Source organism: Devosia sp. 1566, assembly GCF_004005995.1.
In the GTDB taxonomy this organism is placed as follows: Bacteria; Pseudomonadota; Alphaproteobacteria; order Rhizobiales; family Devosiaceae; genus Devosia.
In genome coordinates this window covers 2,190,634-2,217,396 of the sequence record NZ_CP034767.1, presented here as the reverse complement: position 1 = coordinate 2,217,396, position 26,763 = coordinate 2,190,634, and the positions used below count along the sequence as shown (strand labels likewise).

The 26,763-nt window shown below is 63.4% G+C and carries 20 protein-coding genes and 1 tRNA gene; 17 read left to right on the top strand and 4 right to left on the bottom strand.

The features are described 5' to 3' along the window. Nucleotides 1–21: 21 nt before the first annotated feature. The 5 genes from ELX51_RS10735 (at nt 22) to ELX51_RS10720 (ending at nt 4,297) form a co-directional block, all read left to right on the top strand. Nucleotides 22–915 carry a PhzF family phenazine biosynthesis protein gene (locus ELX51_RS10735; RefSeq protein ID WP_127753510.1) on the top strand — a complete coding sequence of 298 codons (894 nt, stop codon included), beginning with the start codon at nt 22–24 and terminating at the stop codon, nt 913–915. Between the two features lie 94 nt (nt 916–1,009). Continuing rightward, on the top strand, nt 1,010–1,132 hold the full coding sequence (locus ELX51_RS20415; RefSeq protein WP_282567553.1) for a hypothetical protein: 123 nt from the start codon (nt 1,010–1,012) through the stop codon (nt 1,130–1,132). Nucleotides 1,133–1,245: 113 nt separating this feature from the next. After that, nucleotides 1,246–2,808, top strand: coding sequence for a 2-isopropylmalate synthase (locus ELX51_RS10730; protein ID WP_127753509.1), 1,563 nt, complete (start codon nt 1,246–1,248; stop codon nt 2,806–2,808). Nucleotides 2,809–2,869: 61 nt separating this feature from the next. Further along, nucleotides 2,870–3,868 (top strand): endonuclease/exonuclease/phosphatase family protein, encoded by a 999-nt coding sequence (locus tag ELX51_RS10725; RefSeq protein WP_127753508.1) that lies wholly within the window; start codon nt 2,870–2,872, stop codon nt 3,866–3,868. A gap of 228 nt (nt 3,869–4,096) precedes the next feature. Beyond that, nucleotides 4,097–4,297, top strand: coding sequence for a hypothetical protein (locus tag ELX51_RS10720; RefSeq protein WP_127753507.1), 201 nt, complete (start codon nt 4,097–4,099; stop codon nt 4,295–4,297). 15 nt (nt 4,298–4,312) lie between these two features. Here ELX51_RS10720 and ELX51_RS10715 read toward each other — a convergent pair whose 3' ends face one another. Beyond that, nucleotides 4,313–5,101: a mechanosensitive ion channel domain-containing protein gene (locus ELX51_RS10715; RefSeq protein WP_127753506.1), complete on the bottom strand. Its 789-nt coding sequence runs from the start codon at nt 5,099–5,101 to the stop codon at nt 4,313–4,315. A gap of 184 nt (nt 5,102–5,285) precedes the next feature. Between ELX51_RS10715 and ELX51_RS10710 the strand changes: the two genes are divergently transcribed. Both ELX51_RS10710 and ELX51_RS10705 read left to right on the top strand, forming a co-directional pair. Continuing rightward, a tRNA-Lys gene (locus tag ELX51_RS10710) sits at nt 5,286–5,361 on the top strand. A 152-nt stretch (nt 5,362–5,513) separates the two neighbouring features. After that, complete coding sequence (locus ELX51_RS10705) at nt 5,514–6,500, top strand: SDR family oxidoreductase (RefSeq protein ID WP_127753505.1); 987 nt, start codon at nt 5,514–5,516, stop codon at nt 6,498–6,500. 68 nt (nt 6,501–6,568) lie between these two features. Here the strand turns inward: ELX51_RS10705 and ELX51_RS20030 are convergent, their stop codons facing one another. After that, a complete protein-coding gene (locus ELX51_RS20030; RefSeq protein ID WP_164854676.1) occupies nt 6,569–6,724 on the bottom strand; it encodes a hypothetical protein in 156 nt (51 codons plus the stop codon). 247 nt (nt 6,725–6,971) lie between these two features. Between ELX51_RS20030 and ELX51_RS20025 the strand changes: the two genes are divergently transcribed. The 6 genes from ELX51_RS20025 (at nt 6,972) to ELX51_RS10680 (ending at nt 13,463) form a co-directional block, all read left to right on the top strand. Then, the gene (locus ELX51_RS20025; RefSeq protein WP_164854838.1) at nt 6,972–7,118 is read left to right on the top strand and encodes a hypothetical protein; all 147 of its coding nucleotides are present in this window, start codon (nt 6,972–6,974) and stop codon (nt 7,116–7,118) included. A gap of 347 nt (nt 7,119–7,465) precedes the next feature. After that, a complete protein-coding gene (locus ELX51_RS10700; RefSeq protein ID WP_127753504.1) occupies nt 7,466–8,356 on the top strand; it encodes an NAD(P)-dependent oxidoreductase in 891 nt (296 codons plus the stop codon). A 213-nt stretch (nt 8,357–8,569) separates the two neighbouring features. Next, on the top strand, nt 8,570–10,054 hold the full coding sequence (locus tag ELX51_RS10695) for a PAS domain-containing protein (protein ID WP_164854837.1): 1,485 nt from the start codon (nt 8,570–8,572) through the stop codon (nt 10,052–10,054). Between the two features lie 109 nt (nt 10,055–10,163). Further along, a complete protein-coding gene (locus tag ELX51_RS10690) occupies nt 10,164–10,853 on the top strand; it encodes a YjbE family putative metal transport protein (protein WP_127753502.1) in 690 nt (229 codons plus the stop codon). A gap of 109 nt (nt 10,854–10,962) precedes the next feature. Continuing rightward, nucleotides 10,963–12,141, top strand: a complete 1,179-nt coding sequence (locus ELX51_RS10685) for a GNAT family N-acetyltransferase (protein ID WP_127753501.1) — start codon at nt 10,963–10,965, stop codon at nt 12,139–12,141. Continuing rightward, nucleotides 12,138–13,463, top strand: a complete 1,326-nt coding sequence (locus ELX51_RS10680) for a polysaccharide biosynthesis C-terminal domain-containing protein (RefSeq protein ID WP_127753500.1) — start codon at nt 12,138–12,140, stop codon at nt 13,461–13,463. Before ELX51_RS10685 ends, ELX51_RS10680 begins: the two co-directional genes overlap by 4 nt. An 11-nt stretch (nt 13,464–13,474) precedes the next feature. Here ELX51_RS10680 and ELX51_RS10675 read toward each other — a convergent pair whose 3' ends face one another. Beyond that, complete coding sequence (locus tag ELX51_RS10675) at nt 13,475–14,089, bottom strand: GNAT family N-acetyltransferase (protein WP_127753499.1); 615 nt, start codon at nt 14,087–14,089, stop codon at nt 13,475–13,477. Nucleotides 14,090–14,236: 147 nt separating this feature from the next. On the opposite strand from ELX51_RS10675, the gene acs reads away from it, so the two are divergent. From acs to ELX51_RS10655, 4 genes are all read left to right on the top strand, one after another. Next, entirely contained in the window at nt 14,237–16,192 is a 1,956-nt protein-coding gene (gene acs, locus ELX51_RS10670) for an acetate--CoA ligase (protein ID WP_127753498.1), read from the top strand. 185 nt (nt 16,193–16,377) lie between these two features. Then, nucleotides 16,378–17,475 (top strand): glycoside hydrolase family 3 N-terminal domain-containing protein, encoded by a 1,098-nt coding sequence (locus ELX51_RS10665; RefSeq protein ID WP_127753497.1) that lies wholly within the window; start codon nt 16,378–16,380, stop codon nt 17,473–17,475. Nucleotides 17,476–17,551: 76 nt separating this feature from the next. After that, complete coding sequence (locus ELX51_RS10660; protein ID WP_127753496.1) at nt 17,552–18,346, top strand: UDP-2,3-diacylglucosamine diphosphatase; 795 nt, start codon at nt 17,552–17,554, stop codon at nt 18,344–18,346. A 113-nt stretch (nt 18,347–18,459) separates the two neighbouring features. Further along, a complete protein-coding gene (locus ELX51_RS10655; RefSeq protein WP_127753495.1) occupies nt 18,460–19,650 on the top strand; it encodes an MFS transporter in 1,191 nt (396 codons plus the stop codon). A gap of 231 nt (nt 19,651–19,881) precedes the next feature. Here the strand turns inward: ELX51_RS10655 and ELX51_RS10650 are convergent, their stop codons facing one another. Beyond that, nucleotides 19,882–26,568 carry a hypothetical protein gene (locus ELX51_RS10650; RefSeq protein WP_127753494.1) on the bottom strand — a complete coding sequence of 2,229 codons (6,687 nt, stop codon included), beginning with the start codon at nt 26,566–26,568 and terminating at the stop codon, nt 19,882–19,884. Nucleotides 26,569–26,763 lie beyond the last annotated feature (195 nt).

Sequence of the window (26,763 nt, the reverse complement as noted above, 5' to 3'; positions counted from 1 at the left end):
GCTGAGGGCAGGGGGCCTGTCATGAAACTGAATTATCTGCTGCTGGACGTCTTCACGCAGGAGCGCTTTGCCGGCAATCCACTGGCGGTGGTTTGCAAGGCCGATGGCTTGCTCGACGACGAGATGCAAACCATTGCCCGCGAGTTCAACCTCAGCGAAACGGTGTTTCTGCTCAAGCCACAGACCGAGCGCAATTCGGCTGGCGTGCGCATCTTTACGCCGATGACCGAGTTGCCCTTTGCCGGCCATCCGACTGTCGGGGCGGCGGTGGTGCTGGGGCTGCAAAACAAGGTCAGCGCCGTCCGGCTAGAGGAAAAGATCGGGCTGATCACGGCGCTGTTCGAAAAAACCGACAAGAGCTCGGGCGAGGCGCGTTTTGCGCTGCCGCAACTGCCCGAGCAGGTGGGCAAGCTCGACAACATGCTGGCAATCGCCCAGGCTCTGGGCATTGATCCCGAGGAGATCGGGTGCGGTCCTTATCGCCCCACCGTGTATTCAGCCGGGGTGGTGTTCCACCTCGTGCCGGTGCGGGACGCTGCGGTGCTGAAGCGGGCACGGCCGAACATGGCGGCATGGAACGAGGTTTTCCCCCACGGGCGGCACTCGGTCTATCTGTTTACGCTCACTCCCGATGAGCCCGGCAATGATATTGCCGCCCGCATGTTTGCGCCCGGGCTTGGCCTTGCCGAGGATCCGGGCACCGGTTCGGCCGCGGCGGCGCTGATTGGGCTCCTCTCCGAACATGTTAATATCGGCACCGGCCAGATCGACCTTGTGATCCGGCAGGGGGTGGAGATGGGGCGGCCCTGCCGCATCACCATCCAGTTGCGCAAGGAGCGCGACCGGCTGGTGCATGGGGGCATTGGCGGGCATGCCGTCATCGTTGGGGAAGGGGCCCTGGATCTGGGGGACTGAGCTTATCAGCACAGTTCCTTGCGCCCAGCCTGTCCTCCAGGGTTGCAACCCAGGCTGATGTGGGCCATTATCGCCACGCAACCGGATGAATGTTATGCAGCGCAAGCGCGCCATTGCCATTGCCGTCGAACAGCGCCAGGCCCTTCAGGCCCGCCTTTTCGTTGCCGCCGCTTTGTTGCTGCTTCCAGCGCTAGTGCTTCTTCTTATCAGCCCCTGATCACCGGCAGCTCGATCAAGCGAGCGGGTCGTCAGGGGATTACGCCACCAGCCGAACAGTAAATGTCCGGCCTGCAGAGCCTTGGCTTTGGGCCGTTTGATAGGATCATCCGCATGACTTCCCCCGCTACCGACACCAACAAAGACCGCGTCTTCATCTTCGACACCACGCTGCGCGACGGCGAGCAATCGCCCGGCGCCACGATGACGCTGGAAGAAAAGCTGCAGGTCGCCGAAACGCTCGACGAAATGGGCGTCGATATCATCGAGGCCGGTTTCCCCATCGCCTCTAATGGCGACTTTGAAGCCGTGGTGGCTGTGGCCAAGCAGGTCAAGAACGCCACGGTGGCTGGGCTGGCGCGCGCCATCACCGCCGATATCGACCGGGCCGGCGAAGCGGTGCGTCATGCCCGCAAGGGGCGCATCCATACGTTCGTTTCGACCTCGCCGATCCATCTGGCGCACCAGATGAAGAAGACCGAAGACGAGGTGATCGAGATCATCGCGCGCACCGTTGCCCAGGCGCGCAACCTGGTGGACGACGTGGAATGGTCAGCTATGGACGCGACCCGCACGCCGCTCGAATTCCTCAAGCGCTGCGTCGAAACCGCGATTCGGGCCGGTGCCACCACGATCAACCTGCCCGATACGGTGGGTTATGCGGTGCCCGAAGAGCATTTCCGCATGTTCAAGACCATCATCGAGACCGTGCCCGATGCCGACAAGGCAATCTTTTCGGTGCATTGCCACAACGACCTGGGCTTGGCTGTCGCCAATTCGCTGGCCGGTGTTGCCGCCGGCGCCCGCCAGATCGAATGCACGATCAATGGCCTGGGCGAACGCGCCGGCAATGCGGCGCTCGAGGAAGTGGTGATGGCGCTGCGCACCCGCGCCGATGCCATGCCCTACCACACCGGAATTGAAACCACCCATCTCGCTCGCGCCAGCCGCATCGTTGCGGCCGCGGCCAATTTCCCGGTGCAATACAACAAGGCCATCGTGGGCAAGAATGCCTTCGCCCATGAAAGCGGCATCCACCAGGATGGCATGCTCAAGAATGCCGAGACCTATGAGATCATGACGCCAGCCAGCGTCGGCATCAAGGAAACGACCCTGGTGATGGGCAAGCATTCCGGCCGCGCCGCCTTCAAGGACAAGCTCAAGGAACTTGGCTATGAGCTGGGCGAGAATGCCTTCCAGGAAGCCTTCCAGCGCTTCAAGGATCTGGCTGACCGCAAAAAGCACGTCTATGACGCCGATATCGTGGCGCTGGTGGACGATGAAGTCGGCTCGGTCGGCGATCGCATCCGCCTTGTTGATATGGAAGTCATTTCCAAGACCGGCGGCACGCACCGCGCCAATATTACCCTGTCGATCGATGGCGATGAAAGCTCGGTGAGCTTTGATGGCACCGGTTCGGTCGATGCGATCTTCAATGCCATCAAGGAGGCCGTGGGCCAGCAGCCGCACCTGGTGCTTTATGCGGTGGACGGCGTGACCGGCGGCACCGATGCGCAGGCCAGTGCTCATGTGCGCCTCGAAATGAACGGCCGCATTGCCTCGGGCAATGCCGCCGAGCCCGATACGCTGGTGGCTTCCGCCCGCGCTTACCTCAATGCCTTTAACCGCTTGATGATCGAGCGCGGCGCCGCCGCCCAGGGCGCCATGGCCGGCTAAGACACGCTGACAACACCCGCAAGCCTGTCGCGCCAAGTTGTGCGGCAGGCTTAGCCGCGCGTTGCGTAAACGCCTGCCATCGGGCATCAAGGCGGGCGAGGTGCTTGCCATGATCAGCCGGAGCGAAATCAGGGGCGTTCTAACCGGGCTGGCCGTCACGGCCCTCGTCCTGCTGGTCGGGGGCACAGTCTGGCCATTGCTGCCTGGTCAGCCACTGCTGCAGACGCTGCGCTTCCACTCGGCACTGCTTTGCCTTGCCCTGGCGATAGCCCTGGCCATTGCCGGCTCACGCTGGCGCGCCGGGCTGCTGGCGCTGCTCGCGCTGCTGAGCGTGGGGCAGGGTGGCTGGATTATCTACGGGCAACAACAAGCGCGCCTGGCGGCTGCTGCCCGCCCGGTGACGCGGACGGTTGAGCTGGTCAGCTTCAACATCCTCAACAACAATACCGAGAATGGGCCGGCTATTGCCGGGATGCTCGCCGCCTCGTCGGCGGATGTGGTGTTTACCCTCGAATCGGCCCCCTTGTTTCCCGAGCTGGGCGCGCTTGCTGCCGTTTACCCCTATCGCATCGGCTGCGAGCAGGAGCTGACCTGCGACCTCACCATGTTCTCGCGCACCGCGCTCGAAGATGTGCAAACCCTCAGCCTGTCGAACTTCTCCCAGCAGCGGGTGATCACCGCGCGCACGCGGATCGGTGGGGAAGCGGTAACCCTCGTGGCCGTGCACCTGACCAAGCCGTATTTCGACATGCAGTCGGAAGCGGAACTGAGCCGGCTGCGCGACATCCTGGAAGCGGTCGAGGAGCCCGCGATCATTGCGGGAGATTTCAATGCTGCGCCCTGGTCCTATGCGATCAATCGGCTGGTGCGGGGCAGCCAATTGCAGGTGGCGCCATTCTATCCCTCGACTTGGCCGCCCGAGTTCGGACTGCTTGGCGTGCCGATCGACAATGTCTTCACCCTCGGCAATGCGGTGGTGGAAAGCCTGGCAGCGCTGCCCGAAACCTTCGGCTCCAACCACCGGGGCCTGCGCGCCCGCATCGGCATCACCGCGCCTTAAGGCCTCGCCCACCCCGAACCCGCTTTACCGCTGTTGTGCACAGCCAAAAAGGGGCTGGACGGCGCAGTTTCCCATTGTGTGCAGGCCTTTGCGCCTCGTTGTCCTTTCGATTGCATTTGATGCAAATGCCCCCGGTTCCCGCAAGGACCGCGAAGGCATGCGGTCCCATCTTCTGCGGGCGTGCCGAGTGCACCGACTCACCAGAATCTTCCGACAGGAGCCATTGCCATGAAGCCAACCTACGATCTTGCGCGCGAGCATCTTCGACGCGCCGCGGCCATGCTGCAGGGTGGCGACAACCAGTCGCGGCAGTTGCGTAACATCGTCGAGCGAACCATCACCCTGATCGATGATCTGACCGAAGATGCGCCCGCTTGGCAGGGAAACGTGCTGGACTTGCAGTCCTTTAAGGAGCGGCGTGGACTTTAGGACTTAACGGCAGGCCTATGCAGCGGGCTGGGCAAAACCATTGGCAGTATCCAAGACGGATTTCAGCCGCTCCTGCATATCAGCCCGCGCCTGCATCCAGTTGCGGCTGGACACCGCAACCCGCACCGCGAGGGTCACAGTCGAATCACCCAGGGCATCAACCAGGATTTCCGGCTGGCCGGCAGCTTCGGGTTGCCCGCTTGTAAGGCCCGCCAGCACCGCCTGGCGCACCGCCCCGATATCGGCCGTGCGGGGCACATTGAACTTGAGCTCGAGAACGCGCGACGCTTCGCGGGTATAGTTGATGATCTTGGCGTTGGAGAGCTTGGAATTGGGGGCGAACATGAAGACCCCTTCAGCCGTGCGCATCTGCGTTGCAAACAAGCCCACTTCCACCACGGTGCCGGCAATGCCGTCGGCATCGATCTGATCGCCCACATTGAAGGGGCGCAGCAGCACCAGCAGGATGCCCGCAGCAATATTGGAAAGGGTGCCTTGCAAGGCCAGGGCGACCGCCAGACCGGCAGCACCAAGCACGGCAAGGATGGAAGCGGTCTGCACCCCGAACTGGCCCAGCACGATAATAATGGTCACCAGCAGCACGCCATAACGCACCACTTGCGACAGGAGCGGTACGATGGTGGGGTCGCGGTGTAAGCGCCCGGGCAGGAGCTGCACGACGTAGCGCGACAGGAGCCCCGCCAACATCCAGCCGCCGACCAGCACGACCAGGGCGACCAGCCCCGACCAGACATTGGCGATGATCCAGGTGGTGGAAAGGGCGAGGAAATCGGAATCGAGCATAGAGGTCTCCAAGGCTTGCGCCAGCCAAAGACGATGGGTGGCCGATGGTTGCGCCGGTTGTTCTTCGGGGGATGGACTTGTTAATCTAGCTAATCAAGCCCTTGTGGAAAGTGACAGCGGGCGCTGGACAGTCCCCGATCCCTTTGCTAGAGAGGCGCCAACCTTGGTACCGGGTTTTTCAACCGGGTGCGTAGCTCAGATGGTAGAGCAGCTGACTCTTAATCAGCGGGTCCACGGTTCGAGTCCGTGCGCACCCACCAAGGTTCTTCTTTCCCCGTATTTGTGGTGATCGGCAAGGCAGTCGCCTTGACCCGTCACGGCGTTGGTGCCCCAAAAGGCGTGCCCGGTGCGCGAATCGCTGGGTCGCGGCATGGTGTGCCGTGCGCTGAACCAGCCGAGGAGGAAACGGGCGATGGCAACCAAGGTGCTGTTTGTGGGCGGGACGGGGCAGATTTCGCTCCCCTGCGTGGCAGAAGCGGTGGAGGCGGGGCACGAGGTCACGTTGTTCAACCGCGGCAAGTCCGACGTGGCGCTGCCACCCGGCGTTAGCGTGATCGCCGGCGACATGAAGGATCCAGCCAGCTATCGCCAACTCGGCGAACAGCAATGGGACGTGGTGTGCCAGTTCATGGTGTTCACGCCCGAGCAGATGGCGCAGGACATCGCGGTGTTTACGGGCCGGGTGGGGCAGTACGTCTTCATCTCCTCGGCGTCCGTTTATGAAAAGCCAGCCCGCCATTACGTGATCACCGAGCAAACCCCGGCGATCAATCCGTTCTGGAAATACAGCCAGGACAAGATCGCCTGCGAAACCATGCTCCAGGCCAGCACCGGCCTGCCCTGGACCATTGTGCGGCCCAGCCACACAGTGCGGACGGGCTTGCCGACCATGATGGGGCCGGCCGATACCACCGTGCAGCGCCTGCTCGATGGTAAGCCGATCATTGTTGCGGGCGATGGCGCGACCCCTTGGACACTGACTCGCTCGGCCGATTTTGCCGTTCCCTTTGTGCGGCTGTTCGCCCATCCGGATGCGCTGGGCGAGATTTTCCATATCACTTCAGATCGCGGCTATAGCTGGGACGCAATCCACACCGCGATTGCTGCGGGCCTGGGCGTTCAGGCGCAGATCGTGCATGTACCAACCGACACGCTGGTGCGGTTCAACCCGGAATGGGAGGGGCCATTGCGGGGCGACAAGAGCTGGTCGGCGCTGTTCGACAATACCAAGATCAAGAGCGTCGTTGGGGAGTTCGAGTGCGCCGAAGTGCTCGAAACAGTGCTCGAGGAGCCGCTGGCCCATTTGCGGCGGCGCATGGCCGCCGGATTGAAGGTGGACGCCGGGTTCGACCAATTGATCGGCCAGATTGCGGCCGCTCAGTCGGCGCTCGGCCAGTAGCAGTCGAATCACGAAAAAGGGCCCCGCTGATCAGCGAGGCCCCTTGCGTTGGAGAGAAGATCAGACAGCTAGTTTGAGCCGTCGTTCGGGCGCTGCTTGTCGCCGCCTTCCTTGGTGTCCTTGGTCTTGGCTTCGCCGCCTTGCTGACCGAAATCGGTCCCGCCGAGATGGCCGCCTGCATCCACGTGCTTGAGCTGTTCTTTTTGACGATCGTCCTTGCTCATCGTGTTCTCCATGGTGTTAGGCAAGGTCAACTGCAGAGGGGCGCACTTGTTCCCGGCCGTGCAGGGGGGTCAGTCGCTCCAGCCTGGAACAACGCCCGGTAATCCCCCCTATTCACAGGGGCTGCGGCGTTAAGCGCTCCCGTTCACCTTCTTGCGAGGCAAAGCTTGGCGCGGACCCAGAAGCCTGCAATGAAGACCTCTCCCTTGAGGCTTCATTAATGTTCCGCCCATCCCGCCGGGTTTTGCCATGAGACTGACTTATCGTGCCCGGCAGCGACGCAGGCGGGCGGCAAAAATCATGCTATATCTGGGGCTTGGCATCGTGATCTTCACGCCCAAGTTCGACATCCAGCAGCCCGTGGGCGGGACCACCCAGGTCGCGAGCATCCGCTAGCAGCGCGCTCGATCAGACCGTATCGCACCGTGACCTCGGCCGCGGCAATGCTGCTGCGCGGCAGGCACATGGATCGGCTGGACTGGGGCGGCGTTGGCGGGCACAGAGATCAACACGGAGCACTATCATGGTGCCCAAACATCCCCACGCCCGATGCCTGCCGAACCTTGCCGCAGCCATGAACTGCGAAGGCCCCAATCCACCACCGCGCGCCGCCGTGCAGCGCCGGCCGCAGCCGTTCCGGCGCAGTTTGTTGCAGCCGCTGCAGCGCGGGTGATTATTGCGATCGTGGGTTGAACGCCTTGCGGCCTGAGCCGTTGCTGGTGGGTAGCGCAAAGGAGAATGCGGTGGGCAAGCGTATCGTTTTTACCGGCGGGAGCGGCAAGGCTGGCCGGCATGTGATCGCCTATCTCCTGGGGCGCGGCCATCAAGTGCTCAATGTTGATCTGGCGCCTTTGGCCATGGCAGGGGTCAACACCCTGACAACCGACCTCACGCAGAGCGGGGAGGCATTCAATGCCCTCTCCATGCATTTTGATTTTGCCGGCCTTGAAACCGGCACCGGCCCGGCGCCAGTGGATGCAGTGGTGCATTTTGCCGCCATACCGCGCATCCTGCTGCGACCCGACAACGCTACATTCGAAGCCAATGTGGTCTCGACCTATAATGTGATCGAAGCGGCGGTGAAGCTCGGGATCCGCAAGATCATCATCGCGTCGAGTGAAACCACCTATGGCGTGTGCTTTGCCGAAGGCGACAAGGACTATCACAGCTTCCCCCTCGACGAGGCTTATGACGTCGATCCGATGGACAGCTATGGCCTGTCCAAGGTCGTCAACGAGAAGACCGCGCGCGCCTTTGCGATGCGCTCGGGCGCCGATATTTATGCGCTGCGCATCGGCAATGTGATCGAGCCGCACGAATACGACAAGTTCCCGGCCTTTCTCGCCGACCCCCTGTCACGCAAGCGCAATGCCTGGAGCTATATCGATGCGCGCGATCTCGGGCAGATCGTCGATCTTTGCGTGCAAAAGGATGGCCTGGGCTTTTCGGTGTTCAACGCCGTCAATGACGAGATCACTGCCGACGAGCCCACCGAGGAGTTCCTGGCCAAATGGGCGCCTAACACGCCGATCCGGCGCCCGCTCGAGGGCTTTGAGGCGCCGCTGTCGAATCGCAAGGCGCGCGAGGTGCTGGGCTTTCGCGAGGAGCACAACTGGCGCCAATATGTCCGCTAGATCGGGCGAGATTATCCGGCAGAGTTAGCACTGCCATAACCACGAAAGCCGCAGCAGGGAGCGGATCGCGTAACCGTGATCTAGGCTCCGGCAGAGCGCTTCCCAATCGGGCCCAGACCTGCAATGAAGCGAGTTGCCGCTGGGCTCGCCCTGAATTTTCAAATGGGGAGGGCATTGCGGCGGTCTGCCTTGTTCAGTTCATTTCCGGTCCCGATGCCCTTATCCACCAACGACACAATCCTTAAGGATGGCGGCGAATGCGGAGCGCTGCTGCGCGCCATAGACTGGACAGTTCATCCACTAGGCGTCCCCAGCGCGTGGCCACCCGAGTTGCGCACCCTTGTCGGGGTGATGCTGGGCTCGGTGCAGCCTATGCTGATCCTCTGGGGGCCCCAACACACCGTCCTTTATAATGATAGCTATGCCGCAATGTGCGGCGACCGCCACCCGGAGGCCCTGGGCCGGCCGTTCCAGCAATTATGGTTCGATATCTGGAACGAGGTGCTGCCCATCATCGACGCTGCATATGCGGGGCGCGGGACCTCGATGGATGACATCGAGTTTACCATGCACCGCAAGGGCTATCCCGAGGAAACCCACTTCGCTTTTTCCTATACCCCGGTGCGCAACAGCGAGGGGCGCATTGTCGGCATCTTTTGCGCCTGCCAGGAAACCACATCCGAAGTGCTGATGCGACGGCGCGAACTGCAGGAACGCGAGCGCTTCCTGCAGGTCTTCGAGCTTACGCTGGGGGCTATAGCCGTGCTGAGCGGGCCTGATCATGTGATCACCGTTGCCAATGCCGATTACCAGATGCTGGTGGGCCGCCGCGACATTGTCGGCAAGCCGGTGAGTGAAGCGCTGCCCGAGGTTGTCAACCAGGGTTTTGTGGAACTGCTCGACGAGGTGTACCGGAGCGGCGTTGCCCATTTGGGCAGGGGAACGCCAGTAAAGCTGCAGCGTAAGCCCGGCGGCGCCATCGAGCAGCGCATCATCGATTTCCTTTATCAGCCGCTGCGCGACCTGCACGGGAAGGTGGACGCGATCTTTGTCCACGCGATCGATGTCACCGAACGCATCGAAGCCGACCAGCAGCAGTCGCTGCTGCGCAGCGAACTTGGCCATCGCATGAAAAACCAGCTGGCGCTGGTGCAGGCAATCGTCAACCAGACGCTGCGCACAGCTCCCGATATCCCGACGGCGGCCAAGTCACTGGGCGATCGCGTCCAGGTGCTGGCCGGCGCCCATGACTTGCTGATCGCCGGGGAAACCGGATCCGCCACCGTCGGGGAGATCGTGCGCAAGCTGGTGCGGCTGCATGACGATGGCCCCCAAACACGGTTCCGCTTATCGGGCGAAACCATCGAGGTGGCGTCGCGACCGGCGCTTTCCCTTTCACTGATCTTGCATGAACTCTCCACCAACGCAGTCAAATATGGCGCCCTTTCAGGCGGCGAGGGCTATGTGAAGGTGAACTGGGGCCGGCAGGACAGTCCCGAAGGCGAGCGCTTTGTGCTCGACTGGGAGGAAGTTGGCGGTCCCCCGGTGAGTGTACCGCGAACGCTTGGTTCGGGCTCGCGGTTGATCCGCGCCGGGCTGGCCGGGACCATCGACGGCAAGGTCGCCCTCGAGTTTGCGCCGCTAGGTGTGCGCTGCACGATTTCGGCCGATCTGGAGAGCTTTCAGCTGGAGCGGTAAAGTATTGCCCGCCAGGTTTTGCTGAAATTTCTCAGCCAAATGCTTTCCAGCGGCCATCATCGCGGCTATAGCCCAGCCACCGCCTTTTCTCCCCCACAGGACCACCCTCATGTTCGGCATTGATCCGAGTTTCTTTTCTTCGCTGCTGCAGGTCATCATGATCGACCTGGTGCTGGCCGGCGACAATGCCGTGGTGATCGGCCTGGCAGCGGCCGGCCTTCCATCGGATCTGCGCAAGCGCGCCATTCTGATCGGCATCATCGCGGCCACCATCATGCGCATCTGCTTTGCGCTGATCACGACCCAGTTGCTCTCGCTGGGCGGTGGCTTGCTGATCGCCGGCGGCATCTTGCTGCTTTATGTGTGCTGGAAGATGTATCGCGAACTCAGCCAGCCGGCCCATGAGGAACATGAAGCGCTCGAAGCCTTGGGCGACGCCGATCTCAACGCCGACGGTTCAGTTGCCGGGCGCGCGCCCAAGAAGACGCTGCGCCAGGCCGTGCTGCAGATCATCATTGCCGACGTCTCCATGTCGCTCGACAACGTGCTGGCCGTGGCCGGTGCGGCCCAGCACCACACCGAAGCCCTGATCTTCGGCCTGGGTCTTTCCGTCGTGATGATGGGCGTTGCCGCCACCTTTATCGCCGGCCTGTTGACCAAGCATCGCTGGATTGCCTGGGTCGGCCTGGTGATCATCCTCTATGTCGCGGCCAAGATGGTCTATGAAGGCGCCGACGCCCTGCTGGACCACACCCTGCCGCACATTCCGCTGTTCTATGGTGGTCCCGGCTCGCATTAGCCTTTGGTAACCAGTGGCCGAGTTTTGTGGCATTTGCCGCGCTCGGCTAGGGTTTTGCTCATCCCGACGCAGTAGCTTTCGGCTTGTTAGTCGGAGCCGAAAGCTGCCCATGCCCGCAATCCTGGATCAAACCGTTCCACGCCTGGACCACCGGGCACCGGCGAAAGCCCAGGCTCCGGCATTGTCCCTCGCTCCCGAACTGGTTTCCGGGGCGCAATGGGATCGGATCATCGCGGAATTCGATGAAGTCTGCCAGGAACAGCTCCACCTTTTCAGCACCACTCGTTGGCCCTCGGTGCGGCAGGAACCAATGGTGTTCCGGCTGGATCGGGAAATCGTCGGCGGTGCCCTGGTGATGATCCAACCCCTGCCGCTGCGGCTGGGTGCCCTGGCGGTTTTAAAATGGGCGCCGATGCTCAAACATGCCGATCACCCCCAGGCGTCAGCCATTCATGCCGGCATGATCGAGGCGCTGGTGGCTGAATATGCCGACCATCGCGGCATGATGCTCTCCGTGTTGCCGCGCGCGTCGATCGAGCCCGACAACGCCAGCTATGCTCAACTGCGCGCCCGCGGTTTTCAGCAGGGCTCGCAGCTGCTTTATCCCAACCGCTACATCATCGATCTCAGGCTTTCCGATGCCGAGCAGCGCAAGAGCTTTGCGCAGAAATGGCGCTACCACCTCAACAAGTCCGAAAAAGCAGGCTTGAGTTTCGAGCATGCCGAGCCCGGGCGGCTGGGTGAGTTCACCGCGCTTTATGAGGCGATGCTCGACCGCAAGAATTTCCCCGATCATTCCGCCTATGAAACCGTGCCTGCGCTGATGAACACCGAGATCGCTGCGCTGCGGCCCGAGCTGTTCTTCGTGCGCCACGAGGGCGAGGTGATCGCCGGGGCCCTGATCTTCAAGGCGGGCGATCGGGCCGTTTATCTCTATGGGGCCACTGCCGACAAGGCGCTGCCACTGCGCGCCGGCTACTTCATCCACTGGCACATCATTCGCTGGCTGCGCGACAATACAGAGGCGCGTTGGTATGATTTGGGCGGCACTGATGGCAATCACGGTCTGCACCAGTTCAAGAAGGGCATGGCAGGCGACCGGGGCGTGATCCGCCCCGTGCCGCCCGTTGCCAACTACGCTTCGCGCCCCTGGCCGTTTCTTGTTGGCAATGGTGCCTTCATGGCCCGCGACACCGCTAACGCGCTGCGCCGCTATGTCGCCGGGCTGTTCAACCCCGCTGCACGGCCCGACCAGGCCCGCGACAGCGGGCAGGGCCGCGCCCCATGAGTTTGGCGCGTCGGCTGGCTTCCCAGTCCACCATCATCTTTGGCGCCCGCCTGTTCGGTGCGGGGCTGATCTTTGTCGTCCAGGCGCTGATCGCCCGCTGGTGGGGGCCGGGCCTGCTCGGCGAATATCTATTGATCGTGGCCGCGGTGAACCTGATCAGCGTCGCCATGCCTTTCGGCTTCCAGACCGTGGGCGCTTATTTCGCCGCCGAATACCGGGCGCGTGCGCAGCAGCGGCAGCTGCTGATTTTTATGCTCTGGGCCTATGGTCATGTCCTGGGCACGCTGGCGCTGCTGCTGGTGATTGGTTACCCACTGCTGCAGGCGATCGGGCAGGGCGGCAGTGTGCTGGCGCAGCATCTGGTGCCCGCCGCGCTGCTCGCCTTTGCCACCGCGATGTTTTACGTCAATGGCGCGCTGCTGGTTGGGCTCAAGCACCCGTTGGCCGGCTATGTGGTTGATTCCGTGTTCCGCCCGCTGATTGTCGTAGGCGCCTTCTTGGTGACTGCGAGCCTGGCTCCGCCAGCCGAGGCATTCTCCAATATGCTGTGGGTAATCGGCGTCGGCTGTGCCCTGGTGTCGCTGATGCACTTCGCCTATGTCGTGCGGGTGTTCCGCTCCGTTCAAAACGAAGCGCCGGCTCAGCCGCGTGAGCTCGCCCGCTGGTGGCGCTTCGCCGTGCCCTGGGTGCTGATCGGGCTCGCCACCGACTTCTTTTTCGATATCGACCTGCTGCTGCTCAGCCATCTGCTCGATCGCGAGCAATTGGCCATCTTTGGCGTATGCACGCGCATCTTTGCGCTGGCCGCCTTCGGGGTCGGCGCGGTGTATGCCGTGACACTCCCCGAGATTTTTGAAAGCCAGGCCAATTCTGACCGCAGCGCCTTTCTGCGCAAGGTGGGCGAGGCCAATGTGGTCGCCAGTGGCTTATCGGTCCTGCTCTTCGTGGTCATGGCCGTAGGCGCGCCGTTCGGCCTGCTCCTGTTCGGGCCGGCCTTTACCGCCGGAGCATTGCCGCTTGCCGTGTTGTGCCTGTCCCTCGTGGTGCGCTCGGTCGCGGGGCCGGCATCGCTGGTGCTCTCGATCCATGATCGCCCCTATGCCAGTCTGCCTGCGGTAGGGCTGGGCATTGTCATGCTGGTGGCTGGCAATGCCCTGCTGGTGCCCCCATTCGGGCTGATGGGCGCGTCGCTGTCGGCGCTGATCGCCATTACCGCTTGGTCAGCGGGTTTGTGGCTGACGGCTTATAAGCTGGCCGGGCTCGATGTCTCCATTCTGCAATGGTTTCGCGCCCGGCGGGCCGCTATCCTGGCGGCTGGCTAGCCGCAGTCGCCTCACCGGGTCAGCGCCAGTCGGGCTGAACGGCGCAGCCGATTGGCGATGCCGCCGCTGACACCACGGTCATAACCGGGGATCACCTTGGTGAGCGGGCGCTCATAAAGCAGGTAGTCTTCGCCAAAGATATGGTTCTCGAGCACCGCGATCTGCTTGAAGCCCATGCGGGTCATGATCGCCGCCGCGGGATCATTGCCGGCCTTGGTATAGGTGGCGATCTTGTGGAAGCGTCCATTGTCCCAATGGTCGATAAAGGCGCGCATGCCCTGGACCCCAAGCGTGCTGCGGCGCTTGTCGGGGAACACATAGGACCAATAAAGCCAGAGCGTGCCCAGTTCAGGACCGGAGATCATGAAACCAGCGGGTTCGCCCTTGAGGATGAACATCATCACGTGGTGCGGATCGGCATCGATCAGCGAGGCGAGGTAGGGCTTGGTCAGCCGGGCCGATTCGTAGGCCTTGAACTCGCTCGAGTAAAAGGGCGAGGTCACGATGGCTTCCTGCAGTCGGGCATGGACCAGCCCGATATCGGCGTAACTGGCGGCGCGGAACAGCGGTGCCTTGGGGGCGGCTGTGCTCACGGCACTCGCTGGCGTCAGTGCAATGTCGCTCATATGGTTCACCCGGCTTGACCCCTGCACAGTACCACCAGTTCATCCTGGGCCTAAGTGCGCTCGTTTGCTGGGGTTAATGGAGCACAGCCTTGCCCATGCGCAGCCCCGGCGGTACAACAGCGCAAGGCAAAAAAGGGGAGAACCAGTGTGAGCCAAGAGCTCGTATTCCAGCCAGATGCAGCCGCAACCGCTCATACCCATGCTACCAAGGAGCAGTATGAGCAGATGTATGCCCGCTCCGTCAGCGACCCCGATGGATTCTGGGCCGACGAGGCCGGGCGCATCTCCTGGATCAAGGCCCCCACCAAGATCAAGAACACGAGCTTTGCTTACCCCGATGTCTCGATCAAATGGTTCGAAGACGGGGTGCTGAACCTTGCCGCCAACTGCATCGACCGGCATCTGGAAGAACGTGGCGATCAGGTCGCGATCATCTGGGAGCCCGATGATCCCAACACCGAAGCCGAACACATTACCTATCGCAAGCTGCACGAAAAGGTTTGCCGCTGCGCCAATGTGCTGCTTTCGCTCGGGGTCAAGAAGGGCGACCGCGTCACCATCTACCTGCCCATGATTCCGCAGGCCGCCTATGCCATGCTGGCCTGCGCGCGCATCGGAGCGGTCCATTCGGTCGTCTTCGGCGGCTTTTCGCCCGACGCCCTGGCCGGCCGCATCAACGATTGCGACAGCCGCATCGTCATCACCGCCGATGAAGGCCGCCGCGGCGGCAAGACAGTGCCGCTCAAGGCCAATGTCGACAAGGCCCTGGCGGACGCGCCGGGCGTCGACAAGGTGCTGGTGGTGCACAACACCGGCGCGGCCGTCACCATGAAGGGCAGCCGCGATATCTGGTGGCACGAGGCGGCTGCCGGCGTTGAGCCCTTCCACGATCCCGTGCCGATGGGCGCCGAGGATCCGCTGTTTATCCTTTATACCTCCGGCTCCACCGGCAAGCCCAAGGGTGTGCTCCACACCACGGGCGGTTATGCCGTCTGGGCTTCGATCACGCATCAATACGCCTTCGACTACCAGCCGGGCGAGGTGTACTGGTGCACCGCCGATATCGGTTGGGTCACCGGCCACAGCTATCTCGTCTATGGCCCGCTCGCCAATGGCGCGACCACGGTGATGTTCGAGGGTATTCCGAGCTATCCCAATCCCGCCCGCTTCTGGGAGGTGATCGACAAGCACAAGGTCAACATCTTCTATACCGCTCCCACCGCCATCCGCGCGCTGATGGGCGCGGGCGCGGAATGGGTTGATAAGGCCGATCTCTCCTCGCTGCGCCTCATCGGTTCGGTGGGCGAGCCCATCAATCCCGAAGCCTGGCTCTGGTACCACAAGCATGTGGGCCGCGAGCGTTGCGCCGTGATCGACACCTGGTGGCAGACCGAAACCGGGGGCATCATGATTACCCCGCTACCCGGCGCCGTTGCGGCCAAGCCCGGCTCGGCCACCTTGCCGTTCTTTGGGGTCCAGCCGGTGGTGCTCTCGCCCGAAGGGCGCGTGCAGGAAGAGACCAAGGCACAGGGCGTGCTCGCCATCAAGGACAGCTGGCCGGGGCAGGCGCGCACCATCCACGGCGATCACAGCCGGTTCGTTTCGACCTATTTCGAGACCTATAAGGGCTACTACTTCACCGGCGACGGCTGCCGCCGCGACGAGGACGGCTATTACTGGATCACCGGCCGGGTCGATGATGTGCTCAACATTTCCGGCCACCGCCTCGGCACGGCTGAGATCGAAAGCGCGCTGGTTGCCCATCCTAAGGTTTCCGAAGCCGCAGTCGTCGGTTATCCGCATGATCTCAAGGGGCAGGGCATTTATTGCTATGTCACCCTTATGGAGGGCGAAACCAGCGACGACGCGCTGCGCACCGAACTTCGCAGCTGGGTGCGCAAGGAAATCGGCCCGATCGCGACGCCTGACCTCATCCAGTGGGCCCCCGGCCTGCCCAAGACACGTTCGGGCAAGATCATGCGGCGCATCCTGCGCAAGGTCGCCGAGAACGACTTCGCCTCGCTTGGCGACACCTCGACCCTGGCCGATCCCGCCGTGGTCGATGACCTCATCGCCAACCGGCAAAATCGGCCCTCGAGCTAGTCCGTAGGGGCGGAGGGCCAGCTCTCCGCCCGCTCCCACCTTCATCTGCACCGGACCCTTTGACGCAGTTTCCGCCGGCGCCGCCGCTATTTGGGCGCCGCGGCCTGTCGTTGTGCCCTTGGCCATCGTTTGGGCGGCTTTGGGCCGTCTAGGTCCGCTCGCTTCCTCAACTTCCGGACTATTCCTTGATCAAAGCTCTTCCTCGTTTCGCCGCCAGTGCGGTGTTTGCTCTCGCACTGAGCCTTCCTGCGGCCGCGGCAACGCTGGAAACCATGGCCGGACAGATGATCGTCGTCGGCTTTCAGGGCAATGATGCCGACGATGCTTCCGTCGTCGCCTTGCGCGAGGAGCTGGCCGCGGGCCACCTCGGTGGCGTCATGTTCCTCAAGAGCAATGTGAAGAGCCTTGCCGCCGTTACCGAAATGAACCGGCAGTTCCGGGCCGCTGCTCCCGATCTGCCCCCGCTGATCACGCTGGACCAGGAAGGCGGCTCCGTCGAGCGCCTCACCAAACAGGTCGGCTTTCGTGAGGTGCCTTCGGCGCGCTCGGTCGCGGCCCGCAACAGCCCGGCCGAAGCCAAGTCAATCTACGCCCGCATGGCCGCCTCCATTGCCGAGCTGGGTTTTACGCTCAATTTCGGCCCTGTGGCCGATATGGAGGTCAATCCCAAGAACCCGATCATCGCCAAGTTCGGCCGCGCCTATGGCGCTGATGCCGAGGACGTGGCCGCCTATGACGCGGCCTTTATCGCCGCCCATCGCGCCGCGGGCGTGTTGACCGCGATCAAGCATTTCCCGGGCCACGGCTCGTCCACCCGCGACAGCCATGCGGGCTTTGTCGATATCACCAAGACCTGGGACGCGAGCGAACTGGAGCCCTATCGCACCCTGATCGAGGCTGACGATGCCGACATGATCATGGTGGGCCATCTCTATCATGCCGCTTATTCTGGCGGCGACACACGCTTGCCAGCTTCCCTTTCGCCCGACTGGATCGAAGGCGTGTTACGGGGCGATTTGGGCTTTGATGGCGTCGTGATCAGCGACGATCTGGAGATGGGAGCGATTCGCGCTCATTTCGGTCTCGCCGACACCGTCACCCGCGCGGTGCGGGCCGGAATGGATGTGCTGTTGCTTTCCAACACCGCCAAATATCGGCCGGGCCTGGGGCGCGAAGTTCTCGAAATTCTCGTGTCAGAAGCCGAGAAAGACCCCGCTTTTGCTCGGCGCATAGAGCAAAGCTACAATCGTATCGCTCGCCTCAAGGCTCGCATCGCTCCGTGACGGCGCTTGCGCTTTCCTCCGGGCACGCTGGAGGTTAAAGTGCGCCTCCCCCATGGGGCAGAGGAGTCGTTAGCGCATGGCGGAAAGCCGCGAAACCAGACAGGTCCGGGCGATCTTTATCTCGGATGTCCACCTGGGCATGAAGCCCATCCGGGTGGGACAGCTGATCGAGTTCCTGCGCGCCCATGACGCCGAGACGATTTACCTCGTCGGCGACATCATCGATGGCTGGCGGCTCGCCAAAGGCTGGCACTGGCCCAGCGAATACAATGTGCTGGTGCAGGTGCTGCTGGACAAGGCTACGGCCGGTACACGCGTGGTTTATCTGCCCGGCAACCACGACGAATTCCTGCGCGAATATCTTGGAACCTATTTCGGCGAAATCGAATTCGTCGATCGTACGGTTCATACCAGTGCGCTGGGGAAAACCTATCTCGTCATCCATGGCGATCAGTTCGACGTCGTGGTGATGAATGCCAAGTGGCTCGCCCATGTGGGCGACTGGGCCTATAATGCTGCCCTGCGCGTCAATATCGCCATCAATTGGGTGCGCCGGCGCCTCGGGCTGCAATATTGGTCGCTGTCGGCCTGGGCCAAGCAAAAGGTCAAGAACGCCGTTTCTGTAATCGGGCGCTTCGAGGAGGCCCTCGTCTACGAAGCCAAGCAGTCGGGCGTCGATGGGGTGATCTGCGGTCACATCCACTTCGCCGATATGCATGACCGCCTCGGCATTCATTACATCAATACCGGCGACTGGGTGGAAAGCTGCACCGCCATCGTCGAAACGCCAGAGGGCGGCTTCGAGCTGATCAAGTGGACTGATATGTCAGCCACAGAGCCGCGCAAGTTCCGCTTGCGGCGCGCATCCTGAGGAACGTGCTGCATTCAGCACAATTTAGCCCGGCTCCAGCGAATCTGCTCTTGAACTCCACGGCATAGCCAGCAAAACTTGCTTCCGGGCGATTTGCCCGGAGTTTTTCTTTCATGCCGTCGGTATCTGCGCGCTGGGACAGTCCCAGCCTGCGCGCTTCCTTGTTTCACTTGACCGTCTTCGCCCCCATGGCGGTCAGTTCCGTGTATCTGGCTATTTGGCTCAGTGAAAAAGGCATTCAAGCCGACCAGATTGGCATTGTGGGTGCCGTGCCCGTGGCGGGCCTGCTGATCCTCAATCTCTTCATCGGGCGATTGGCCGATAAGGCCAAGGACTGGCGCACGGTGATCGTGATCCTGGCGCTGCTGGGCGGTGCCTTTCCGCTGGGGCTGTTTTTCGTCAGTGAGTTCTGGAGCATCGTCCTTGTCTGGGCCTTCTGCGCCATGTCCTCGGGTTCCATCGCCCCGGTAATCGACGCGGCCACGATGCGGCTGGTGCAACGCACGGGGGGCGATTTCGGCACCATCCGGGCCTGGGGCACGGTGGGCTATGTCGTTGCCGCTTCCGGAGTCGGTTTTGCCGTCACCGCCTTTGGCACGGCGGCCTTTGTGCCGCTGTTTTTCGCCGTCTCCCTGTTGCGCGCACTGGTGTCGCTGCAACTGCCGCGCTTCCGTGCCCCCGAGGCGGTGCCGACCCTGGCTGCGCTCAGCCCGGAGCCCGCCAAGCTGAGCGCTGCCCTCAAGCCCTGGTTCGTGCTACCACTCGTCGCCTTTGCCCTCGTCAATGCCGGGCATGGCGTGCTGGGCAGCTTTGCGGCCCTGCTTTGGCATCAGCACGGCGTTCCCGATTATTACATCGGGCCGCTGATCGCCACTTCGGCGCTGGCCGAGGCGGTGATGATGTTCTTGTGGCAGCGCTTTGGCGGCCGGGTCACGGCGCGCAGCATGATCCTTGCTGCCTGTATTGCGGCGCTGATCCGGTTCACTGCCATGGCCTTCGATCCGCCGGTCGCGGTGTTGTTCGGCCTGCAGACGCTCCATGCCGTAACCTATGGCGTCGGCTATTTCGGCGTCGTGCATTTCATCGCCAATTGGACTGGCGAGGACATTGCCGCTGAAGCTCAAGGCTTTGCGACCATGCTGCAGCAGGCCACCTTGGTGATTACCCTAGCGGGGTTCGGCTGGCTTGTCGCCCATGTGGGCGTCGCCTCATATTTCGCCATTTCAGTGCTGTCGCTGCTCGGCATCGGCTGCGTGCTGCTGTCGTTGCGCCTGCGGCCACCCAAGGATGCGGTGCTGCCCTGAGCCCGGCGCGCGTCGGCGGAGGGGCTGGTTTTTTCGAGACAGGTTGCCGTCAGCTTGCCTGGTCGCCTCAGCCGCATCCTCGTGAGCAGAGGGGGCTGCCAGCGAGCACCGACCCGGGGCTGCTTGAGCTCCGCGTCTGGGCTCGGCCGTTGACGGGAATTCACAGTGGCCACGCCCAACAAAAAGGCCCCGGTTTTTACCGGGGCCTTTGTTCGTTTGTTGCAGTTCCGACTAGTTCAGGCGCCCGCTGGCATGGGCCAGCATGGTGTAGACCTTGCCGCGATCGGACAGCAGATATTCGCGCGTTTCGGCAGCGGCACGGGGACCGGCAGCCGCACGCTTCAGCAGCTGCTCGAACTCACCCATGTAAGCTTGGGCCGTACGGGCGAAATCGGCGTCGCGCTGCACGCGCTTGCGGACATCGTCATAGGTGCCCTGGCCGGTCAGCGTATAGATTCGGCGCGAGAACACGTTGGATTCCCCGGCTTGGTAGCGAGCCCAGGCTTCGCCCAGAGCGGCATCGTCGATGGCGCGGGCGATATCCTCGGTCAGCCCCGAAAGACCCTGCTGCGGCGCTTGCTGCTGGGTGCTGGCCTGCTTGGCCGATGCATTGCGCAGCACATCACGCAGCCAGCCACCGGTATCCTGCGCGGCCGGGCTTGCTTCAGCTTCCGCAGGTGCTGCGGGCTGAACCGGTGCAGCTGGCTGGACTGGTGCGGCCGGCTGGACTGCCGCCGGACGAGCCGGCTCAGGGGCGCGGATCGGATCGACCAGCGGCTGACGAGCGGGCTCGGGCGCACGGATCGGATCCACCAGGGTTTGGCGGACCGGCTCGGGTGCCGGCTGGCGCTGTGGCTCTGGCTGGGCGGGCCGGGCGGGCTCCATCCGGGCCTGACGCACGGGCTCGGGCGCAGCTTCGCGCGGCTGCGGATAGCTGGCTTCGGCGCGCGGTGCCTCATAACGGTTGGCGCGCTGGGCCGGACGGCGGTCGTGCAGGTCATGGGTGGCCGGCTGCGCGCGCACAATGGCGTTGAGCTCGCTCAGGGCCTCGATCTGCTCGGCAACCACGCGTCGCATGGCGGCTGCACTGGCGCGGGTTTCCTCGGGCAGTTCGGCAACGCCGCGGGCCAGCTCGGAACGGGTCGCTTCGAGCTCGGAGCCCACTTCGCGGGCGGTGTCGCGCATGGCGCGGGCGGTGTCGTTGAACCGGCGCGTTGCTTCTTCCAGAGCCCGCTGCATTTCGCCGATCATCTGCTGCTGGGCTTCCTGGAGCGCGGCGCTGGCGCGCCCGCTTTCGGTTTCCGCGGTGCTGCGGAAATCACCCAGGCGCGATGCCACATCGCCGCTGGTTTGCTCCAGAGCCTCACGGAACGTGCCCGTGCTCTGGTCGATTGCCTGGCGCAACACTCCGGTATTGCTCGAAACCGCATTGCGCACCGAAACGGCGCTATCACTGATGGTTTCTGCCAGCGTGCTGGTGGTGGCGCTGAGCACATCGGTGACGCTGCCGGCGGCCGACGTCAGGATGTCGGCCACGCGGTTGGCATTTTCTTCCAGCGCCGAATTGACCTGCGCGGTTTGTTCGGAAAGGGCCGAGCGGATGGTGCTTGTGGTTTCGTTGAGCGCACCGGTCGCCGCGTCGCTGGCGCGGGAAAGGGCGCCATCGACCTGGGCCGCACTGGAATTCAGCGTCGCCGCGAAGCGTTCGGTGCTGGCATTGAGCGTCGAGTTGAGGCGCTCATTGGTTGCGTAGATCGCATCATTGACGCTGCTGGTATTGGCCTGGATCACCTCGGCGACCTGGGCCGAAGTCTGGCTGAGCGCTTCGGTCACCGCCGAAGTGGTGCTGGCCAGCGTATCGGCAACGGTATGAGTGGTTTCACCCAGGGCCTCGTCCATGGCCCGACGCGCACCGATCAGGCGGCGTTCGGTGTCGTTGACGGTTTCGGCAATCGACTGCGCGAACATGCGCATGCGGTTGTCGATGTCGTCGGCACGCGAGGTGAAGCTGGCCGCCAGAGCGTCCATGGCGTTGCGGCGTTCTTCCAGCGTTTCCACCGCGAAGTCGCCCGTGGTTGCAAGGGCCGAGGAGGCGCGGTCCATATTGGCCGCTTCCGCGTCCAGCTTGCCGAGCATGGAGGAGAACTCGTCCACCATGGTGCGGATGGTGCTCTGCAGCGCACCGACATGTTGGCTGACCATCTGGCCGGCTTCTTCGGTCTGGCCGATCGCTTCGCGAACGGTGGCCGAATAGGTCGCAGTCTGCTGGGCAACGCTGCTCTCGAGGCTCGCCAGATTGGCGGTCGAGGCATCGAGCACCCGCTGCAGCAGCAGGTTGGAGTCGTTGAGCTTGCCCAGTGCCGCGGTGACATCGGACAGGATGCGCGAGGTCGAGGCCGACATGATGGTTTCGGCTTCGCGGGCATTGTCGGCCAAGGCGTCGCGCAGCACATTGCCATGGCTGAGCAGGGCGCCCTGCAACTGGTCGGAGCGCTCGGTCACCAGCGCCGCAAAGGCATTGGTCTGCTCTTCCACCGAGCGGTTGAGATCGGCGATCTGATTGCCGATCGCATCGACCGCACCAACGGCCTTGACCGAAACGACCTCGTCGATGCCAGCCGCAGCCGAGCGGATCTGGTTCATCGCCGCGCGAACCGCTGCGTCCATGCTATTGGCGGTGGCGCTGATATCCTCGGCAATATTGTGGGTTGCCGCGATGATGCGCGTCGAAATGGTTTCCTCGATGCGATCAGCGCCCGCTTCCAGATCCGCCATGGACTGGGTGATCGAGGTGTTGATCGAGGCGTTGAGCGCAGCCAGGCGCTCGGCCGTGATATCGGCGCGGGCGGTGATGGCTTCGGGCAGGGTGCCCAAGCGCTGGTCCACCATGTCGGTGATGGCGCGACGCGCCATGTTGACGCCGGTCTCGATGAGATCGGCGGCCTTGCGCGCGCTTTCGCCCACAGTGGCGCTGACCGCGTCGAGACGGGCGGCAACGCCATTTTCGGCATCCGAGATCTTGGCCACGGCGCTGTCGAGCCCAACGCCCAGATGGGTGTTCACCTCGGCAACCTTGCTGGCGATCACGTCCGACATGCCATTGACGCGTTCGGCCATGGTGTCGGTGACTTCGCGCAGCGAGGCATCGATGCGGGTGCGGGCGTCTTCGCTCTGCTGGGCGATGGTGTCGGCCAGCTCGGCCGTGCGCAGGCCCATGGTTTCGCCGATGGAGGTGGTGTGCGTCGCCAGCGTGTCGGACAGCGCCTGGGTGCGGGCACCCAGTGCGTCGTTGAGCTGGTGGGTGCGCATGCCGATCGTGCCGGCCAGCTCATTGGTGCGCGCATCAAGCGCACCGGTGAGTGCCGCAGCCTGCGTGGTGAGCTCGGTGCTGAGCTTTTCCGTGCCGGCAGCGATCTGGCCCGAAAGGTTCGCCGTGCGCTCGTCGAGCGCGGAAGCGAGCTCGTCAGTGCGCGCGCCAAGTGCTGCGTTGAGGCTATAGGCGCGGCCGTCGAGGGCCTCGGTAAAGTCGCTGACGCGGCCGTCAAGGGCCCCGGTCAGCTCCGTCAGGCGGGCATCGAGCGCGCCGGTAAGGCCCGAGCTGCGGCTGTCGAGCGCCTGGGTCAGTTCTGCGGTGCGGGTGTCGAGTGCTTCGGTGAGCTCGGCCGTGCGGCTATCCAGGGCTTCGGTGAACCCAGCGCGGCGGCTGTCAAGCGCACCGGTCAGGCGCGACACGCCCTGATCGAGGGTGACGGCAATGCCGCCGACGCGGCTGTCGAGGGCGCCAGCCAGCTGCGACACGCCCTGATCCAGCGTGCCAGCAATACCGCCAAGGCGGCTATCGAGGGTGTCGCCGAGCTGGGAAACGCCGTGATCAAGCACACCGCTGATGCCTTCCAGACGACCTTCCAGCGCTTGCGTGATCTGCGATACGCCCTGGTCCAGGGCGCCAGTGATCCCGCCAACGCGGCTGTCGAACGCACCAGACAGTTCGGCAACGCTGCGATCCAGAGCCCCGGTGATGCCGCTCAAACGGGTGTCGAGTGCCCCGGTCAAATCGGTAACGCGGGTATCGAGGGCGCCGGTGATATCGGCGACGCGGCTGTCCATCGACCCGGTGATATCCGTCAGGCGGCTGTCCAGCGCGCCGGTGAGGTCGGCAGCACGCGTATCGAGCGCATTGATAAATGCGCCGGTGCGGCTGTCGAGCGCTTCGGTCAGATCGGCAGTCTGGCTTTCGATTGTGCCGGTAAAGCCGGCCGCCCGTTCGTCGAGCATGGCGGCGAGGCCAGCTGCCCGCTGATCAACTTCGTTGGCGAAGCGGTTGGTGTGCTGATGGAAGCGGGCCGAAATCGCGCCGGTATGCTGGTCGATGGATGCGGCGAGGCCCGTAGCGCTTTCCTCGATCTGCGTCGAAAGGGCCGCGGTGCGGTCCTGCAGTGTATCGGCAAGGCGCTGGGTGCGGCCGGCAATGGCCTGGTCGAAAGCCTCGGTGCCGGTGAGTAGGGTTTCGCCCAGTTCCTGCGAGCGCAGGCGGATGGCCTCGCTGAACTCGTTGCCACGGCCATCAAGCGTCGCGGTGAGCTCATCGGTGTGGATGGTTATGGCCGCGGTGATTTCGCTGGCGCGTGTACCGAGTACCTGATCGATCTGATCGGCGCGGGCGGTGAGTACCTGCTCAAGTTCCCCCGTGCGGGCGCTCAGCGTCTGGTCGATTTCGCCGGCGCGGCTGCCCAGGACCTGCTCGACGCGGGCGGCATGGGCACCCATGACGCGGTTGATCTCACCGGCGCGGGTGCTCAGCACCTGGTCGAGTTCGCCGGTGCGGGCGCCCAGCGCTTCATCGATTTCGGTGAAGCGATTTTCAAAGGCGCCGCGGATTTCGCCGCTGCGGGCGGTGAGGATTTCGTCGAGACGCTGGGTGCGGCCATCAATGGCTTCGGCGATGATGCCGGCATGGCCATCCAGCTTTTCACCGAGTTCACGCGAGGTGGTGGTGAGGCTATCGGTGATGGCCTGGGTGCGCGAACCAAGCACTTCGCCCAATTCCCGGGTGCGCTCGGCAACCACGGCGTTGAAGCGACCCGATTCTTCGTTCAGCGCCATTTCCAGAACATTGGCGCGCGCGGCAAAGCTGCTGCTTTGCGCTTCAAGGCGACGCAGCAGTTGCTCGCCCTTGTCGCCAATCACATCGTCAAGGCTGTGCAGGCGGCTATCGAGCGCACCGGTGACCTCGGCGAGGCGGGCATCGAACTGGCCCAGCGAATCCTGTCCGGCCGTGGAAAGGGTCAAACGGGCGCGTTCGGAGGAATCTTCCAAAGCGCCATTGAGCTCGATCAGGGCCGTTTGCAGGCGGCTCTCGATGCCATTTAGCTGGATGGAAACGGTTTCGTCGATCTGGCGGCTGGCCGAGTTCAGAATGCCCTCGGCTTCGCGCGACCGGTTAGCGATCTCCTCGGCAATGCGGCTGCCGATGGTGTCGAGCGCTGTGGTGACGGAGTCGCCGCGTTCGCGCAGCTGTTCCAGAAGATTGTTGCCGCCCTCCGACAACAGGGTCGCGATTTCGCTGGTGCGGTCGCCCAGGGCTCCGGACAGGTCACCGGCGCGCTGCTCCAGCACGGCCGAGAGCACGCTGGTGCGGTCTTCCAGTATGCCGGCCAGGGCGTTGCTTCGCTGCTCAAGCGTGTCGGCCAGGGTAGCGCTGCGGTCGGCAATCAGGCCGGCCAGATTGCCGGTGCGTTCTTCAAACGAGCCAGCCAGTTCGCGGCTGCGCTCATCGAGCCGGGCGGTGCGGTCGTCGATGGCACTGGCGATATCGCCGACGCGGCTATCGAGCGCCTCGGTCAGCGCACGCATGCGGGTTTCGATGGTGGAGTCGAGCTCACCCGTGCGAGCCTCGAGCGTGCGCGCCATGGCGGCGGTTTGCTCGTCAAAGTTCTGAGACACCCGGCCAGCGCTGTTGTCGAGCGCGGAGATGAAGTCGGTGGTGCGGTTGTCGACCAGGGCAACGAAGTTTTCGGTGCGCTCGCCAAAGCTGCTGTTGAGCGTATTGCCGGCAGTCTCAAGGGCGCGGGTCAGGGTGCCACCGCTTTCCACCAAGGTGCCGGCGATGCGCTGCGAGATGGCATCGAGATCAAAGACCAGCCCGGTATGGCTTTCGGTAATGGCTTCGCGCACCCGCTCGGTATTGGTCAGAACGCTTTCGCGCTGGCTGGCGAGTTCGGCGATCAGCGCGCGCATGCGCGACTCGTTGTCGGAATAGGTGCGCTCGAGTGCCGTGACCTCGTTGTGGATCATCACTTCGAGTTCACCGGCGCGCGACAGGGCGCGCTCCAGCCCGTCGCCCAGCGCATTGACCTCGCGGCGCACGGCTTGGCCCACCGAGGCAACCTTGTCGGCGGCGGTGACTTCGGGCTCGGCCAGGCGAATGGCAGCCTGGGTGATGGTGGAAGCCGCGTTGCGCAGATCCTGCGCGCGACGGAACAAGGTAGCGACGGCAAAAAAGCCCAGCACGGGCAAGAGCATCAGCGCGGCAAGGAAGATGAAATCGATGGTGCCGACAAAGCTGCCGAAATCGGCGAACTGGTCGCGATAGCGCATGGCGCCGGCCGCGCCGGTGGCGCCCAGCCACAGCACCGACAGGATCACCGCCATCCAGACTGGCGTCGCTGACGAGCGGGTCTGCAGGCCGTAAAGGATTTTGGAAGTGCCGAACCGATCGTCATTGGCGACCGGTCCCGCCTGCGCCGCGATCTTGTCGGCCGCCAAAAGGCGCTCTGACTTGGCAGGATCGTTGCGCTTTTCGGCGGGCTTGTCGCCCGAGCTGTCGAGATTGAACACCGAGTCCTTCAGCGCGTCTTCCACCGCTGAAAACGCTAGGGCCGCAGGATCGTTTGCTGGGGGGGTCGGGTTTTTCGCCATACTCTTTACAACTCTCGCATCGGCCTGGCAGCGGGGGCGGTTTTAAGAGGGTGATCTAACGCCAAGCCGTTGCCGGGCTTGTCGCCAAATTGGTTCAATTCGATGCAAATGGCCCTGCATCGGTCCTCTACCATCGCCGCCGCGCGCTGGTTCATCGTTAAGTAGTACATGCAATTTAACTCAAACCGAACGGTT